Origin of the sequence: [Scytonema hofmanni] UTEX 2349 (genome assembly GCF_000582685.1) — a bacterium.
Taxonomy (GTDB): Bacteria; Cyanobacteriota; Cyanobacteriia; order Cyanobacteriales; family Nostocaceae; genus Hassallia; species Hassallia hofmanni.
Genome location: NZ_KK073765.1, coordinates 36,078 through 50,672 on the forward strand (window position 1 = coordinate 36,078; position 14,595 = coordinate 50,672).

The window sequence follows — 14,595 nt, forward strand, 5'->3', positions numbered from 1 at the left end:
AACTTATTCCTCATTAATGTACTTTTGCCAGTATCACAGAGTTTTTTATTAGCTGAAATTGATGTTGCTATTCGTATTATGCTCTCAGCATCAACTAGCCAGATAACTACGCACTTGTTCTTTATACCTGCGTAGAGTACTCAAAGCTTGTAGCTCTATCTGTCTTACTCGTTCTCTACTAACACCCATGCGCTGACCAATTTCCGCTAAGGACAGTTCATTTCCATCTACTAAACCGAAACGTAAATTTAATATTTCTCGTTGCTGGGGAGTTAGTTTTGACAATAAATTTTGAATATTTTGTTGGAGAAACTTTTGCTCAGTGTAAAATTCAGGAGAAACTCCTTCATCCTCCAACATATCTTGTAATTCCGTCTCTCTTTCTGCGCCAACTCGTAATTCCAGAGAGACAGGTTGACGTGCTAAGAGTAAATAATCTCGAATTTGTTTGGGGTCTAAAGATAGTTCTTCAGCAATATCAACTGCGCTAGGAGTATGACCTAATTTTTGAGCTAGTTCACGTTGGGTTCGCTTGATTTTATTGAGTTTTTCTGTAATATGAATAGGCAAGCGAATAGTACGCCCTTGTTCGGCGATCGCTCGTGTAATTGCCTGACGAACCCACCAATAAGCATAAGTTGAAAACTTATACCCTCTGCTAGGGTCAAATTTTTCAACTCCTCGCTCTAAACCTAAACTTCCTTCCTGAATTAAGTCGAGAAATTCTAGATTACGTCTTTGATATTTCTTAGCAATAGACACTACAAGTCGTAGATTAGCCCTAATCATTTTTTGCTTTGCTTGATGTCCCTGGTGTAGTTGTTGCACTAGTGATTTTTCACTAATATTTATATTTTCAGCCCATTCTTTTTGTGTAGGTTGACGCTTTAATTGAATAGCTAGTTTTTCTTTAGCAGCGAGTAAGTTCATCATTTGTTGTACTTGCTTGCCCAAATCAATTTCTTGTTCATGAGTTAACAAAGGAATACGTCCGATTTCGTGTAGATAAGTACGCACAATATCAGCATTGGATAAGGGTTTTTCATTTTTATCGCTTACTTCTATAGATGGATGAGATATATTTTTCATAGTTTTTTGAACCTTTGTAAATACTGATTAACTTGGAGTGAATGATTTTTGGCTCTGTGTAGTTAGTATGACATCAAGAAATGAAATTAGAATGAAATAATGAATTTTATTCATTGAACTGCTTCTTTTTTCTGACGGAATAACATAAACAGTAATTAAGTCTTTGGGAGTAAAATTTTAAGAATTGCAGTCTAAAGTATTCATAGCTTTTAATTCCTATAATCTCGTTTTGTAACTTCACATTAAGGGGTAAAAGTTAAGAACTCGGAAAGATTTCTCTGGTGGTGAGCAGATATGCTTAATTCAGCCAAAACTGATATTTTTTAAGTTAAGAGCTTGATGTTGCAGGATTTTGTCAAAGAGTTGAAAAAGTGATGTCTATCGAAATTAAATAACTACAATCACGCATTCAGTAAGCGTACTCAATCTTTATGAAAAATATCAGGTTCTATTTAATATGACTTCACTTCCTTGGTTTTTAGAAATATTGGTTGGAGTCGGCATGGGTTTCTGTTCTGGGCTGTTTGGTTTAGGCGGGAGTTCAATTGGTACGCCCATTCTACGGCTGTTAGGGCTACCAGCCTTAATTGCTCTGGCTAGTCCGCTTCCACTTACATTACCGAGTGCAATCGGAGGCGATCGCGCCTCCGGCGGGGTGTAGCCCATCGCACAGTGGTCATGCCAACCTAAGATAATTAAACCAGTATCCCACTGTTGAGCAATATGGCAAATCGTCGCCATCATTAATCAATCTTGTTGGTCAATCGGCGCTGGTTGCTTCTGCTTAAGGCTTAAGTAAATAACCAGACTTACGATTATAGAAAGGAAAAGCATACTAGTTTCAACTGTACCTAAACCAAAGCCACCATTTTTAGCAGGTTGAGATAGTAAATCACCCATAGATGCGCCAAGCGGACGAGTCAAGATATATGCTATCCAAAATGCCAAAACTGCATTAATTCTAAAGTAATAATAACCACCAGCTACTATCGCAATTAAAACACCAAATATTAGTGCTGATTGGGCGTAACCTAGCTTCAAAGCCTCTGCTAGTAAGTCTCCTGTTGCCGTACCTAAAGCAAACGTAAATAAAATAGCCACCCAGTAGAAAAGCTCTCTTTTAGCTGTGTTGATGGAGTGCATTGCTAATGTTTTTTCTTTGAAATACCAAAGCGCAAAAACTACTAGCAAGACAACACTAAAAACTATAGTAGTTGTCATCAAACTAACTCCAAGCTCATCTACCAATCTATCAGTAATCAGTGTGCCAGTAATGCTTGTAAAAACAACTACAAGCCAGTAACTCACTGGGACATACCGTTTCAGCCTAAACTGATTCCAAAGCGCAATCAGTAACACGCCACTCATAATATAGGATGTAATGCCTAAACCAAGGTTCAGAGTTACTGACAAATAATCAGCCGCAGTTTCACCTACTGTGGTTGCCATAACTTTAATAATCCAGAAAGAACCTGTAACCTCTGGAACCCTGTTTAAAACTTTTTTCATGATATTTGTCCTACTTGATTTTTTAGAGTAGTGATGAAGCCTTCATCGTAGTGATTTGGCCTTGTTTGACTCTAAACAACAAATGTCAAGAAATTGGAAAGTTTTGTAGGGTGTGTGATGCAACTAAAAAAATTACACATTAAAAATATAATATTGTTCCAAACTCAATCAAAGGTTCGTAACATTATCTATGTAAAGTAGTGAAATATCATTAAGCAAGCCTTGTCTTTCTGAGCTAAATTCAAAGCTTGCTCAAACATCAAAGATGCCATACTACATTGGTAAATAAGCTATCTACTGCAATTAGATATCACGAAGACATAATAATATACTACTGCGATCGCTCTTAAGTAAACCTATACCTTTTCTAATCCTGCTTGGGTTTTGGCTTTTTCCTACCAAACAAACTAGTCATACTTAATCCAGTCACCAGCAACCCTAAAAGTCCCAGTCCGTTCAAAATTGGGTAAATTCCTTGTAAACCAAAGATTTCACCGCGATGAATCGAAAGCAAAAGACTACGCGGAACTCCAATATTAGCTGACCACTCACCCACCAGTGTAGCTGCGATACCAGTTAACAATGTTACAAAAAGCGGTAAAGCTAGAATAATCGCCAGAGTGCGGTGGTACTTGCGAAATGAACGCATGATCAAAAATCTCCAGTGGAAATTATCTTAGTGATTTCTCACCCCTTGGAAACAGTAGCGATATTTGAGTTAAGTGTCTGTAACCCCTCAAGAGCTTTTGCTTTATCTTTTGCTTTCAGCGCACCCTTCACCTGAGTTGCAGCATCTTCAATCGCATTATAGGTTTTGGAAGATTTAGTTTTGACACCATCCTCAACCTTAACCCAAGCGTTTTCAAACTTGTCAAACTCCTGTTGGGCTTTATCAAAATTCCCTGCTTCCACAGCAGTTTTTGTATTTGAAACAACACTGTTCAAAGCATCAAAACCTCCCAGCGTAGCACCAGGAGTTTTAGACACTGTTGTCCCTCCATTCGTTTCAGTAGTAGCAGGGGTCTGGGTATTAGATTGTTGAGAGCTATTGCATCCTACAAATGTCAATAAGCTAATTGCAGTCAGGGGAATGATGTAGATTAAGCGTTTCATAATACCTTTTTAAAAAATATACCTGAGATTAGACCTCTTGCAAAAGTCCTAGATGCGTGGGACAAGTAGATTAGAGTTGGGTAGCATCCATGACCTACGAACAGGTAAAGAGCCTGAAATCAGAAGACTTTAAACGCTTGTGTGGTGTACGTCCAGATACTTTTAACCAAATGCTAGAGGTAGTGCGATCGCACAGCCAGCCAAAACGGAAAACAGGACGACCAGGTAAATTAAGCTTGCAAGATCAATTATTGATGACATTAGAATACTGGAGAGAGTACCGTACCTACTTTCATATAGGTCAATCTTGGGGAGTAAATGAGTCTACAGCTTACCGAATTATCCGAAAAATAGAAGATACGCTGACTAAATCTAGGGCTTTCACGCTTCCAGGTAAGAAAAAACTCGCTACTTCTGATCATCAGTTACAGGTCGTGGTGGTTGATGTTACAGAAAGTCAGATTGAACGCCCTAAAAAAAACAAAAAAAGTTCTACAGTGGGAAAAAGAAACAGCATACACTAAAGTCACAAGTAGTGGTTGACCAAGCGAATGGTCAAATCATCTGCACCGCTCATGGTAAAGGTAGAGAGCATGATTTTCGTATATTTAAAAATAGTAAAGTTAGGTTAAGAAAAGACATAGAATGCTTGGGAGATAAAGGTTATCAAGGTATTCAAAAACTACATGGCAATAGTCGGATTCCCAAGAAAAAGCCCAGAGGAGGTAAGTTAACTTCTGAAGATAAAAAGAGGAATCAAGAATTAGCTAAAATCAGAGTTTTAGGTGAGCATGTACATCGGAAACTGAAGATATTTAAAATTTTGTCCCTTACTTATAGAAATCGTCGAAAAAGATTTAGTTTGAGGTTTAATCTTATTGCTGCTCTCTACAATTACGAGCTTCATCTCCCTCAAACCGAATTTGCCTGAGCGACTTTTGCAAGAGGTCTATTGAATATAGCTTCTTTTCTTTAGTTTTTCATACATAAATGAAATTACGATGAAATTGGCTCTTGAAGTGATGATTTAAAATACAGTTTTTGAGTTTATTGATTGTCCAAAAAAATCATATTTTTTCAACTTAATTCATCTGAGATATATATTAAATGAAATTAATTATCAATTAGACGGGCAGATATTTCTGATAACTTACCTTTGTGTTCGCGTAGACGCTGTAATAGTCTATACTCTTCTGTACTAACGCGGGTGCGTAAAGGTTTTTTTTGCACGTTGGTTAGAGTTTTTGGTCGTTAGTTTACCAAAATATATTAGTTCGTTTCTGGAACTAAGCATTAAATTTCCAGTTCACTTTTGTCCTTACTATTAATAGCAACTAGTACTGTCACACTTGTACAAGTATTTGAGAGATTGCATACACTTCAAAATAGGTATTGCGATGTAACTGGTTTAAACTAAACCTCACTTGTACCGCAAAATAAAAATTCAATTGGTAAAATCCGACACAATCTTCACATACCAAACCTGGAATTAACTTACAAGCTTAGACACACCAAGTTGATCAATCCATCCATTCAGGCAGTTCCACTTCTACCCAATCTTTCTCGTCTAAAATTACAGCAGCACCAAATCCAATTGTGGGTAGACCAAGTAATACTAATAAAGCACTACCAATTATTATTGGATGAGTCTGTAAATTTGACCAATTAAGCCATCGTTTCTGATCGTTATTTGTCATAGGGACAGCTAGAGGGGAGTCCAAAGCCGCTAGCAATGCTAATGTTTGTGGCTCTGTTAGGCAACTTTCAACTACCTCGCCTTCTCCCAGATAAAGCTTGCGGGTTTCTCTGTCTAGTAGGAGATAACAATACTCAGTAGATTGACTGCGATCGCCAAAGTGGTGCTGTGGTGTGATTTTTTGGGTAACTAGGTGGGGTCATCTCTCAAACTCCAAAAGTAGTCCAATGCTATCTATGATTAGTTGCTAATGTAATAGTCAACTAATTTGTGTATCTAGAGCTTGTTTTTGTGAGTACCAATACCTCAAGCATTGAGCATACTCAAGTATCAGAAAGTCTAAGTATTACTATTTAAAGACCTTCTCTAGATTATCCACTTCATCTAGTACAGGGGTAGCAAGACGACCATAATCTTTAGATGATTTAGCCGCCTCAACACTAGCAACAAGTCCATCAAATTTCTGTACTTGTGCAGTTCCTCCACGCGCTAAGATAGATGGTCTAACTGCATTCCAGGTGCGGCGCATCTCCGATGCAGTTTTTTTCAGCTGGCTTGTATTTCCTGTTGCTGACCAAATTTCCAACTCGCGTCCATAGTAATCAAGTAGCGTTACCTCAACTGGTACTTTTGGTTCAAATTCCTTGGTAATATTAGCAGCGAGTAACGTCACTTGGTTAGCGTCGCGCATTGCAGATATGCGATTTTTAGCGGTGACAACTTTATTGAGTGCTGCTATTTTGGAATCCAACTGTGCTAATTCTGTTTTATTCTCACCCTTGATTTCGGTATGTAGACTTTTTGCTGCATTTTCAAGCAAGGTAAGATTAGCTGTGGCTTTTGTCCAATCATTGGCTTTAGCCATATCGTAGACACTTTCACCGTATTCACCTACTTGGCTAAGGAAAGTTGGTACTTTATCATCATTTACTTCAGTATCAGCATCGTTAGCTGCATCTAGCTTTTCTCTCTCTTCATTGACTTCCACATCTTTATTAATCATCATCTGAGTGCTGCTGTAATGCTGTGGCATAATTGCAACAGGTAACTGGGGTTGATTTATAGAGATAGCTTTTGGCAAACCAGCGATACCTAAAGTACCAAGCAAAGAACCGATAACAATGATTTTTGTTGAGTTATTCATAAATCCTATATGCCTCAATCCATGTTTGTAGTTTTACTATAGATACCATTTGTTAAGAACTTGGAAAGATTTGATTGAGTGTAAAAAATTTTTAAAATCCTTTATTTATAACTTAGATATAGTTATTAAACTTATTTTTTATAATCTCAAACAATCTTTCCAACTTCTTGACTTTTTATCTTTAAAGTGATGTCATAGCAACTCAAATACAGGTGTGAAAAACACAGTAATGATAACTACTTTGGATTGCTCAACAAACAAAAATTTCTAGGATTGACACACATGAGAACTTCAACAAAAATCGCTTTAGCAGCTGCTTTAATGAGTATTTTAGGTGTTGGTGCAGTGGTCAAAACAGTAAGTGCCTCTACTTCTCAAAACAGTGTACAAGTAGCTCAGGCTAGTGACGGAGATGGCGAAGCTAATGACGCTACAGAAGCTCCTGAAATCATGAAGAATGGTGTTCATCACACTAAAATAGCTCAAGCAAGTGATGGTGACGGTGAAACTAATGATGATCAAGAAGAACAGCAAGAGGACAAAAAACTACAAGCTTTAGCTAAAATTACAGCAGAACAAGCTAAACAAGCTGCTGAAACTTCTGTCGGTGATAAAGCTAGTAGTGTAAAACTCGAAAATGAAGATGGTAACTTAGTTTATGCTGTAAAAATTGGTCAAAAAGAGGTGAAAGTTGACGCTGGTAATGGTAAAGTTCTCTACACTGAGAATGCTAACCAGGAAAGCGATGAAAATGAGGCTTCTCGTCCAAAGAGTAGCATTCAAGTTACGGAGAATAATAACGAACAGGAAACAAATGAAGGTAGTAAGTAGAGTAATTTATCACTAGTTGTAAGTGATGTTTAGCTGTAAATAGCTAAATACGAGGTTGTTGAATCATCTCTTTTCAACAACCTCCTTTGTTTTTACTAGATCGCCGACGGCGGGGCTTCTCTCAAGCAATACAATACTACCTTGCTGCTGAATTTTTTCCCAATATTCATTAGCAACCAATTTCATAATTATTTCTAGTAACCAGGTAAATTTTATTCCTCGGTTGAGTCGGTGTAACTCTTTCCATGCAGATACAGATTTTGCAACTTTCCAATTATACTGTTGAAAAAATTCTGCCCCTTGCTCAGGAGCAAATAACAAGGTTTTATTTCCATTCGCAAAATATTGGTCAAAAATTTTTCGAGCGTAAACTTGATCGTAATTTTTTAACGCTAATGATGATTCCAATTCAAATAGCCACCAATTTAGATTAGATTGCTCATAAATATCGGTTGCAAGTAATGCTACTTGGGTTTCATGTAGATATGCTGACGGGGCGACAAAAGGGCTAAGATGCAGATAGAATAAGCTCCATCGCTCTTAGACCTCGTTGATAATACTTCGATTTATTGCGACATAATCTTATTAATTTCGTGACTAAATCTTCACATGATTCCATGAAATTAACCCATGTTTGACCATATAATCCTATATAAAAAGTGCTGTGCCGTCTTTCGATACGCCCATATTCTTTCACGCGACCCACATATTTTTGCACACCTTTTTGTTTAATTTGTTGTCCATGTATTGTGGCAGATGTGTAGGCGATGGCTATTAATAAAATCAGAGATATTAAACGCTTATTTGAGACCTTAGTCCCTTCCAAGTTGTAGCCGCCACTCTTAAAATCTCGGAACATCTCTTCTATATCGAATCTCCTTTTATAAGCTGCGATCGCTAACTCTAAAGTCACTAAATTTGTGACGATAAACCATCCTTCTTTTGGCGCTATTCCTTGAATTTTACGTTTCCATTTACAAGCCACGTTAAAACCGATAAATCCTTTTTGTTTAGTTACCTTAACTCCTTGGAAAAAAAAAGAAATTCCCGGCGATAAACCTAAGTTATTTAATTCTTTCCAAATATCATGTTTAATTTCAATAAATTCGTTCTTTTTCAAACGAAGACAAAAAGACATATCTTGCTCTCGGAGCCAATTTGCTAGTTTGACTGAACAAAATTCACGCGTTGCCTAATATGCAAATTTTATAATTATTAAAAAGTGGTAAAACTTGAGATATCAATGATTTTTGTTCATCCAGATTGCTGCTTCCTAACTTTGATAAGAGTTCAAAATATATAGGAAAGGCTCTTTTATCCCAAACTACGCTAATTACAAATAGATTAATGCAACCCCATGCAGTGCGATCAATGACTACATAAATCATTTCGCCAGGTTGAAAATATATTGACAACCATGTGGTAACAATAGGAAACCAAATTCTTTCAATTGTTAGGAAGGGGAATGACAAAAATCTTTGTAATTTCTTTCTTCTGCTTTGAAATAAAATGGGAATTGGTAGAGCAGTTGCTAACGCTTCCAAATTCACTTTTTTAATGGACTGTAGAACATTAATTAAAATAGTTAACAACAAGTATTCAGTTGGGCTGAATTGACTTTTTAAGTGTGTTTGGTAGAATAGAGGTATCATTGTCATTAGATAAGTCTTGTTGACAAAAGTAGACCTATCTTTTTTTACCACAAATTGCTACACGGTTTATCTCATAAGCTTTTCAAGCTACTTTGTCGCCCCTTCAGGTAGATATGATAGCAACCCTTCTGTAATCACTAGCGTCTGTCTTGTTGCAAGATTAATCTCTGAAAAAAAAGTTTCGGCAAGATTCATCATCGAATAAAGTATTATTTGTGATTCTGGCTAAACTTTAAAAATATTGCAGATGTAAAATCCTAAAACTTTAGGCAATATTAAAAATGGCACTTTTGTATCACACTATAGTAACAGCAGCTACTATCACTTTTGCATAATTTTTCATTTCATTCACTCCTTTAATTAGAGTTCAATAACCTGGATGAGTAAGGTTGTTGGATTGAATTATAGAGAATAAAAGTCAAGAACTCGGAAAGATTTGCTTCAATTTAAAAAAATATTCTGCGATCGCTTGAGGAATAAAGTCATAAAAAAATTAAGTCCTTCATCTGAATCTTTCCAAGTTCTTGACCTTTGCTGCTTATAATCACAAACCTATATTTCAGATAAATTTACACCATGAATATTTCAATTAATCTAGCTATAGCTATAGCTTTCATCAGCATTTTTGGCTTTGGTGGTCAGTTGCTTGCATAAGAGCATGATTGCTTTGCGATTGGCTACGCCCCACCGGAAGCGATCGCTAAGTGACTCCTATGGAGTACCGCGTGTGGTAACTATGAGGAATGTAAAGTAAAATGCGTCTATTCCCCGTATTGGTAGCAGTAGTAGCAATTGCAGTTCCTTTAAGCGAATGCAAGAATGCAAATGGACAAACTGCTGACAGTTTCAAACAGACAACAAAGGTTTTTATACCAAGAATCAATCAGCAGTCGGAAAAAGACTCCGACACCACTCTTGGTCAAAAGAATGCCAACGCGCCTGCGGCAATACCTGTATTTCCCATAACTCCAGGAAATACTCAAACCAACAAAGCCCCAGAAGCAACTGAAGCCCCTGTGTTGATATCGGAAGTAGCAGTTAGATATCAGGTAGGGCAAATCTTACCAGAACTAGAAAACCAAGTATACAAAGTAATTCGTACTCAACCAGGACGAACCACAACCCGCTCCCAATTGCAAGAAGATATAAACGCTATATTTGCTACTGGCTTCTTCTCCAATGTTCAAGTAGTGCCAGAGGATACCCCTTTGGGAGTAAAAGTAAGCTTTGTAGTGCAACCTAACCCTGTTCTGACTAAGGTAGAAGTGCAAGCTAATCCTGGCACAGGTGTTCCCTCTTTACTATCTACTAATGCTGTGGATGAAGTCTTTCGTGAGCAGTATGGCAGAATCTTGAATTTGCGCGACTTACAAGAGAGTATCAAGCTATTAACTAAGCGGTATCAAGACCAGGGTTACGTGCTAGCCAACGTGATTGGAACACCGCAAGTTGCTGAAAACGGAGTTGTCACCCTGCAAGTAGCAGAAGGGGTGGTGGAGAATATTAGAGTCCGGTTCCGCAATAAAGAAGGTCAAGAGACAAACGAAAAGGGACAACCAGTACGAGGTCGGACACAGGAGTATATCATTCAGCGCGAATTGGAGTTGAAGCCGGGACAAGTATTCAACCGTAATACTGTGCAAAAAGACTTGCAACGGGTATATGGATTAGGGCTATTTGAAGATGTAAATGTCTCCCTTGACCCTAGCACTGACCCCAGCAAAGTAGATGTAGTGGTGAATGTGGCCGAACGCAGTGGCGGTTCGGTTGCAGTTGGGGGTGGCATTAGTTCTGCTAGTGGACTGTTTGGCACTGTTAGCTATCAACAGCAAAACCTAAACGGAAGAAACCAAAAATTGGGTGCGGAAGTACAGGTGGGACAGAGGGATTTGCTGTTTGACCTGCGATTTACAGAACCCTGGATTGCGGGAGATCCTTATCGGACTTCTTACACCACTAATCTTTTTCGCCGTAGCTCCATTTCGTTGATTTTTGATGGCAAAAATAATGATATTAAGACCTTTGAAACAGGGAAAACGAATGGCGATCGCCCCCGTGTCCTCCGTCTAGGCGGCGGTGTCACCTTTACTCGTCCCCTGAGCAATAATCCTGACAAAAATTCCGAATGGACGGCTTCAGCAGGTTTGCAATATCAACGAGTTTCCACCCGTGATGCTAATGGCAACATCAGAAAAGAAGGAACCGTGTTCAAGAATGGAATAGCTACTGAACTAGTTCCACTTAGCAAGTCTGGACAAGGTGAAGACGATTTGCTGTTGTTGCAACTAGGGGTACAACGCGATCGCCGTAATAATTCCTTACAACCCTCTAGCGGTTCTTATCTCCGCTTCGGAGTCGATCAGTCAGTACCAGTAGGACTAGGCAATATTTTTCTTACCAGATTACGAGGTAACTATAGCCAGTATTTTCCCGTCAACTTTATTAGTCTTACCAAAGGGCCACAAACCTTAGCATTTAACTTGCAGGGTGGAACTGTTCTTGGTGACTTGCCTCCTTACGAAGCCTTTACCCTTGGTGGTAGTAACTCCGTTCGGGGTTATCAAGAAGGAGGATTAGGTAGTGGACGTACTTACATACAAGCCTCGGCTGAGTATCGCTTCCCCATTTTCTCAGTCGTCAGTGGCGCACTATTTTTTGATATTGGTAGTGATTTCGGAAGTAATACCAAGCCATCTGAGGTACTGAACAAAAATGGTAGTGGCTACGGTTATGGTCTTGGTCTGCGCGTACAATCGCCACTGGGGCCAATTCGCATTGACTATGGCATCAATGGCGATGGTGACAACCGCATCAATTTTGGTATTGGCGAAAGGTTTTAAGTTTTCAGCAGTCAGTAAAGCGTATGAACGGATGACGCAGATAGCATTAGTAAAATATTAGGATTGAGCATGGCTTATTTGATCAATCTCTTGCCGATTAGACAACTTTATCACCTGAGTTGCGATCGCTTAACTCGCTATATTGTCGCAGTTATATCAGTTGTAGTCGCGCTACTACTGACACTGCTGTTACAGTCTTTGGTAAAATCTAGGACCAGCCCTTTCAAGGTCTTGTAATTACCCTCAAACTATAGTTAGTTGAAAAAATATAGTTGCTAGAGAGGGAATAGCTAGAATGGTTCTAGGTCAAGTGTTTGAGCGTTTTGTAGAAGAAAGTCCGGTTTCAGTAATGGTTCGCGGACTTCTCGAAACAATTTTATGTCCTGAGAAACTTGACGAGCTATTTGAGAAAAGCACCAAAACTCAATACACAAAATAATTACTGTTTTTATTGACAAATTATTTAACTTTAAGCAAGCAATAAAGTAACAAGTAAGGAAAATTAAATGATCGAGAAACGTCCTCCAGGCTTGATAGCAATTGTTATTTATAAAGGCTTTGTTGCTTTACTACTTACAGCTACATCTATTGTTCTACTGTTAGCTTTAAAAAAACATGATACTCTTGTGGTCTTTTCCGAATCTTACATATTGGAAGGTAAACGCGAAGTTATTGAGTGGTTACTAGAAAAAATTATTAATATCAAACCACAAACTTTAAAATTTAGTGGAATTGCCACTGTAATATATGCAGTTGTAACAGCTATTGAGGCTATCGGTTTATGGTATGAAAAAACCTGGGCAAAAATACTAGTTATTGGATTAGTTGGTATTAGTATACCTCCCGAAATCTATGAGTTAATCAAAGGAATATCAATATTGAAAATAATAGTTTTTTTAGTAAACATTGCTGTGTTAAATTACTTAATACGCCATTTCTACAAGCAGTGAGTAAATTAAACTGTTTTAGGGCTATCTCGGCATTTTTACAAGTAACTTTTTTAGCCAAAATAAGAATACTATTCCAGTCAGTATCCAGATGCAAATGAAGATACCTGCTGCTAACAAATTGGTTGGTTTATTTTTACCAGTAGCAATTGCGGCTATAGCCTTTTCACGCGATTCATCCATTACATCTTTTGGAATTAGCTTTAAGAGTGAAATAATACCAATTGGAACTAAAAGTAAATCATCTAAATAACCCAATACTGGTATAAAATCTGGAATCAAGTCGATGGGACTGAGTAAGTAGGCAACCACACAGATTGCAAGCAGCCTAGTATGCCAAGGTAGTCTAGAGTCTTTACAGGCATAATAAAGTGTATAGGTTTCCTGTTTTAGTTTTTTTACTCTTTGCTTCCAACTGTGCATCATTTAGGTATCATCCTATGATTTAGAATCTTCGCTTTCATTTTTTCAAAATAGGATTATCACATTGTACAAGTTTTGTTTGTCTAGAATTGAAAAATGTTAAGAGGAAACGGATGGTAAGCGCACTGTAAAACAACTACCAACTCCTAGCTGACTTATAACAGTAATTAATCCACCGTGATTTTGAGCAATAGTTTGAGCAATAGCCAAGCCCAAACCAGAACCACCAGAATTATAAGAACGTGATTTGTCTGCTCGCCAAAAACGCTCAAAAATATTTCCTAAATCTTTTGGTGAAATTCCTATACCTGTATCTTGGACATTAACTAATATATCGGAAGCAGAACGATTAGCTGTAATTTCTATTGTCCCTTCTGACGGTGTGTAATGTATAGCATTTTGAATTAAATTAGTGAATAATCGTGTTATCTGATTCGGATCACCTAACAAATAAAGCTTCTCATTCAATTGATTTTTCAGATTAATTCGTTTAGCGATCGCTTGCGGCTGATATAGTTGCACTAAGTTATTTAAAATTGAACTGAGATTAACAGTTTCTTTACTCCGGCTAGGAATATTATCATGACGAGCTAAAAATAATAAATCTTCAGTGAGGCGAGTCATTTGATTAGTAGCACTAGAAATAGCCTGAAATTTTTCTGCGTCAGTTTCTCGCATTCCTTCTGGATACTTTAGTGCTACCCCTGCATTACTTTTAATCGCCATTAAAGGACTGCGGAGTTCATGGGAAGCATCAGCAGTAAACTGTTTTAACCGTTCAAAGCTTTCTTCAATTGGTTGCATCACTTGACGAGTTAGCCAAACTCCACCAGCACCACTAATAATCAAAGCTACAACAATTCCACCGCCTAACCCCAAATCTAATTTATTTAAAGTTTCATCGAATTCTTCTAGAGATTGACTAGCTCTTACATATCCAATGAATTGTTTATCATCACTACTAATAATTGGTAAAGTAACAGACTGAATGCGATTTTTACCAACTGTATTAATTTGTTCTCCTTCTTTTACATGAGCAGGTAAACTTAAAATATCTTGTCCCTGTTTTTCTACTAAATTACCTTTAGTATCAAACCAGTTTAACCCTTGATGATTTTCAAATAATTTATCTTGAGGTAAGTCATTTTCAATTTTAATTCTACCGTTATCAAACTCGGCATTAGCAGCAGCAACTTGTGCTAGAGCAGCAAGTTTTTGTGTTTGTTGTTTATGGAGGCTATGGGTAAAGACAATCCGAACAGCAATTGCAAATCCACCTAAGATTAATGATAATACGATTAAATAAGACAACAGTAAACGACGGCGAATTTTTTCAAACATAAGTTAAATT

Annotated in this window: 15 protein-coding genes and 1 pseudogene; 5 read left to right on the plus strand and 11 right to left on the minus strand. The window is 37.6% G+C overall.

Annotated features, from left to right (window positions below; all coding sequences use genetic code 11):
- Positions 1-90: 90 nt before the first annotated feature.
- From TOL9009_RS0102945 to TOL9009_RS0102965, 5 genes are all read right to left on the minus strand, one after another.
- Entirely contained in the window at positions 91-1,089 is a 999-nt protein-coding gene (locus TOL9009_RS0102945) for an RNA polymerase sigma factor, RpoD/SigA family (protein ID WP_029631058.1), read from the minus strand.
- A gap of 441 nt (positions 1,090-1,530) precedes the next feature.
- A complete protein-coding gene (locus TOL9009_RS46805) occupies positions 1,531-1,833 on the minus strand; it encodes a hypothetical protein (protein WP_186227462.1) in 303 nt (100 codons plus the stop codon).
- 3 nt (positions 1,834-1,836) lie between these two features.
- Positions 1,837-2,598 carry a COG4705 family protein gene (locus TOL9009_RS0102955; protein WP_029631061.1) on the minus strand — a complete coding sequence of 254 codons (762 nt, stop codon included), beginning with the start codon at positions 2,596-2,598 and terminating at the stop codon, positions 1,837-1,839.
- A gap of 367 nt (positions 2,599-2,965) precedes the next feature.
- Positions 2,966-3,247: a hypothetical protein gene (locus TOL9009_RS0102960; RefSeq protein ID WP_017307582.1), complete on the minus strand. Its 282-nt coding sequence runs from the start codon at positions 3,245-3,247 to the stop codon at positions 2,966-2,968.
- Between the two features lie 38 nt (positions 3,248-3,285).
- Positions 3,286-3,711: a DUF4363 family protein gene (locus TOL9009_RS0102965; protein WP_029631064.1), complete on the minus strand. Its 426-nt coding sequence runs from the start codon at positions 3,709-3,711 to the stop codon at positions 3,286-3,288.
- Between the two features lie 89 nt (positions 3,712-3,800).
- On the opposite strand from TOL9009_RS0102965, the gene TOL9009_RS42905 reads away from it, so the two are divergent.
- A protein-coding gene (locus tag TOL9009_RS42905) for an IS5 family transposase (RefSeq protein WP_242055369.1) occupies positions 3,801-4,642 on the plus strand; the annotation gives its coding sequence in 2 pieces (ribosomal slippage) (positions 3,801-4,185 and positions 4,185-4,642; 843 coding nt in all).
- Positions 4,643-5,231: 589 nt separating this feature from the next.
- On the opposite strand, the gene TOL9009_RS46810 is transcribed toward TOL9009_RS42905, so the two are convergent.
- Complete coding sequence (locus TOL9009_RS46810; RefSeq protein ID WP_186227463.1) at positions 5,232-5,408, minus strand: hypothetical protein; 177 nt, start codon at positions 5,406-5,408, stop codon at positions 5,232-5,234.
- Between the two features lie 348 nt (positions 5,409-5,756).
- Positions 5,757-6,551, minus strand: a complete 795-nt coding sequence (locus tag TOL9009_RS0102985) for a sporulation protein YpjB (protein ID WP_029631069.1) — start codon at positions 6,549-6,551, stop codon at positions 5,757-5,759.
- Positions 6,552-6,833: 282 nt separating this feature from the next.
- Here TOL9009_RS0102985 and TOL9009_RS0102990 point away from each other — a divergent pair, with 282 nt between their 5' ends.
- On the plus strand, positions 6,834-7,382 hold the full coding sequence (locus tag TOL9009_RS0102990) for a PepSY domain-containing protein (RefSeq protein WP_029631071.1): 549 nt from the start codon (positions 6,834-6,836) through the stop codon (positions 7,380-7,382).
- Positions 7,383-7,445: 63 nt separating this feature from the next.
- Here the strand turns inward: TOL9009_RS0102990 and TOL9009_RS37780 are convergent, their stop codons facing one another.
- Together TOL9009_RS37780 and TOL9009_RS37785 are read right to left on the minus strand one after the other, a co-directional pair.
- Positions 7,446-7,790 carry a hypothetical protein gene (locus TOL9009_RS37780; protein ID WP_242055366.1) on the minus strand — a complete coding sequence of 115 codons (345 nt, stop codon included), beginning with the start codon at positions 7,788-7,790 and terminating at the stop codon, positions 7,446-7,448.
- A gap of 100 nt (positions 7,791-7,890) precedes the next feature.
- Positions 7,891-9,034 (minus strand): annotated as a pseudogene (locus TOL9009_RS37785) (IS4 family transposase).
- Positions 9,035-9,789: 755 nt separating this feature from the next.
- Between TOL9009_RS37785 and TOL9009_RS0103005 the strand changes: the two are divergent.
- The 3 genes from TOL9009_RS0103005 (at position 9,790) to TOL9009_RS0103015 (ending at position 12,824) form a co-directional block, all read left to right on the plus strand.
- Complete coding sequence (locus TOL9009_RS0103005) at positions 9,790-11,874, plus strand: BamA/TamA family outer membrane protein (protein ID WP_029631073.1); 2,085 nt, start codon at positions 9,790-9,792, stop codon at positions 11,872-11,874.
- A 295-nt stretch (positions 11,875-12,169) separates the two neighbouring features.
- Entirely contained in the window at positions 12,170-12,313 is a 144-nt protein-coding gene (locus TOL9009_RS45040) for a hypothetical protein (protein WP_199341383.1), read from the plus strand.
- 67 nt (positions 12,314-12,380) lie between these two features.
- Complete coding sequence (locus tag TOL9009_RS0103015; RefSeq protein ID WP_029631075.1) at positions 12,381-12,824, plus strand: DUF2127 domain-containing protein; 444 nt, start codon at positions 12,381-12,383, stop codon at positions 12,822-12,824.
- Positions 12,825-12,845: 21 nt separating this feature from the next.
- Here the strand turns inward: TOL9009_RS0103015 and TOL9009_RS0103020 are convergent, their stop codons facing one another.
- Positions 12,846-13,247, minus strand: a complete 402-nt coding sequence (locus TOL9009_RS0103020; protein WP_084763091.1) for a YkvA family protein — start codon at positions 13,245-13,247, stop codon at positions 12,846-12,848.
- Between the two features lie 96 nt (positions 13,248-13,343).
- Positions 13,344-14,585 carry a sensor histidine kinase gene (locus tag TOL9009_RS0103025; protein ID WP_029631078.1) on the minus strand — a complete coding sequence of 414 codons (1,242 nt, stop codon included), beginning with the start codon at positions 14,583-14,585 and terminating at the stop codon, positions 13,344-13,346.
- Positions 14,586-14,595: the final 10 nt, after the last annotated feature.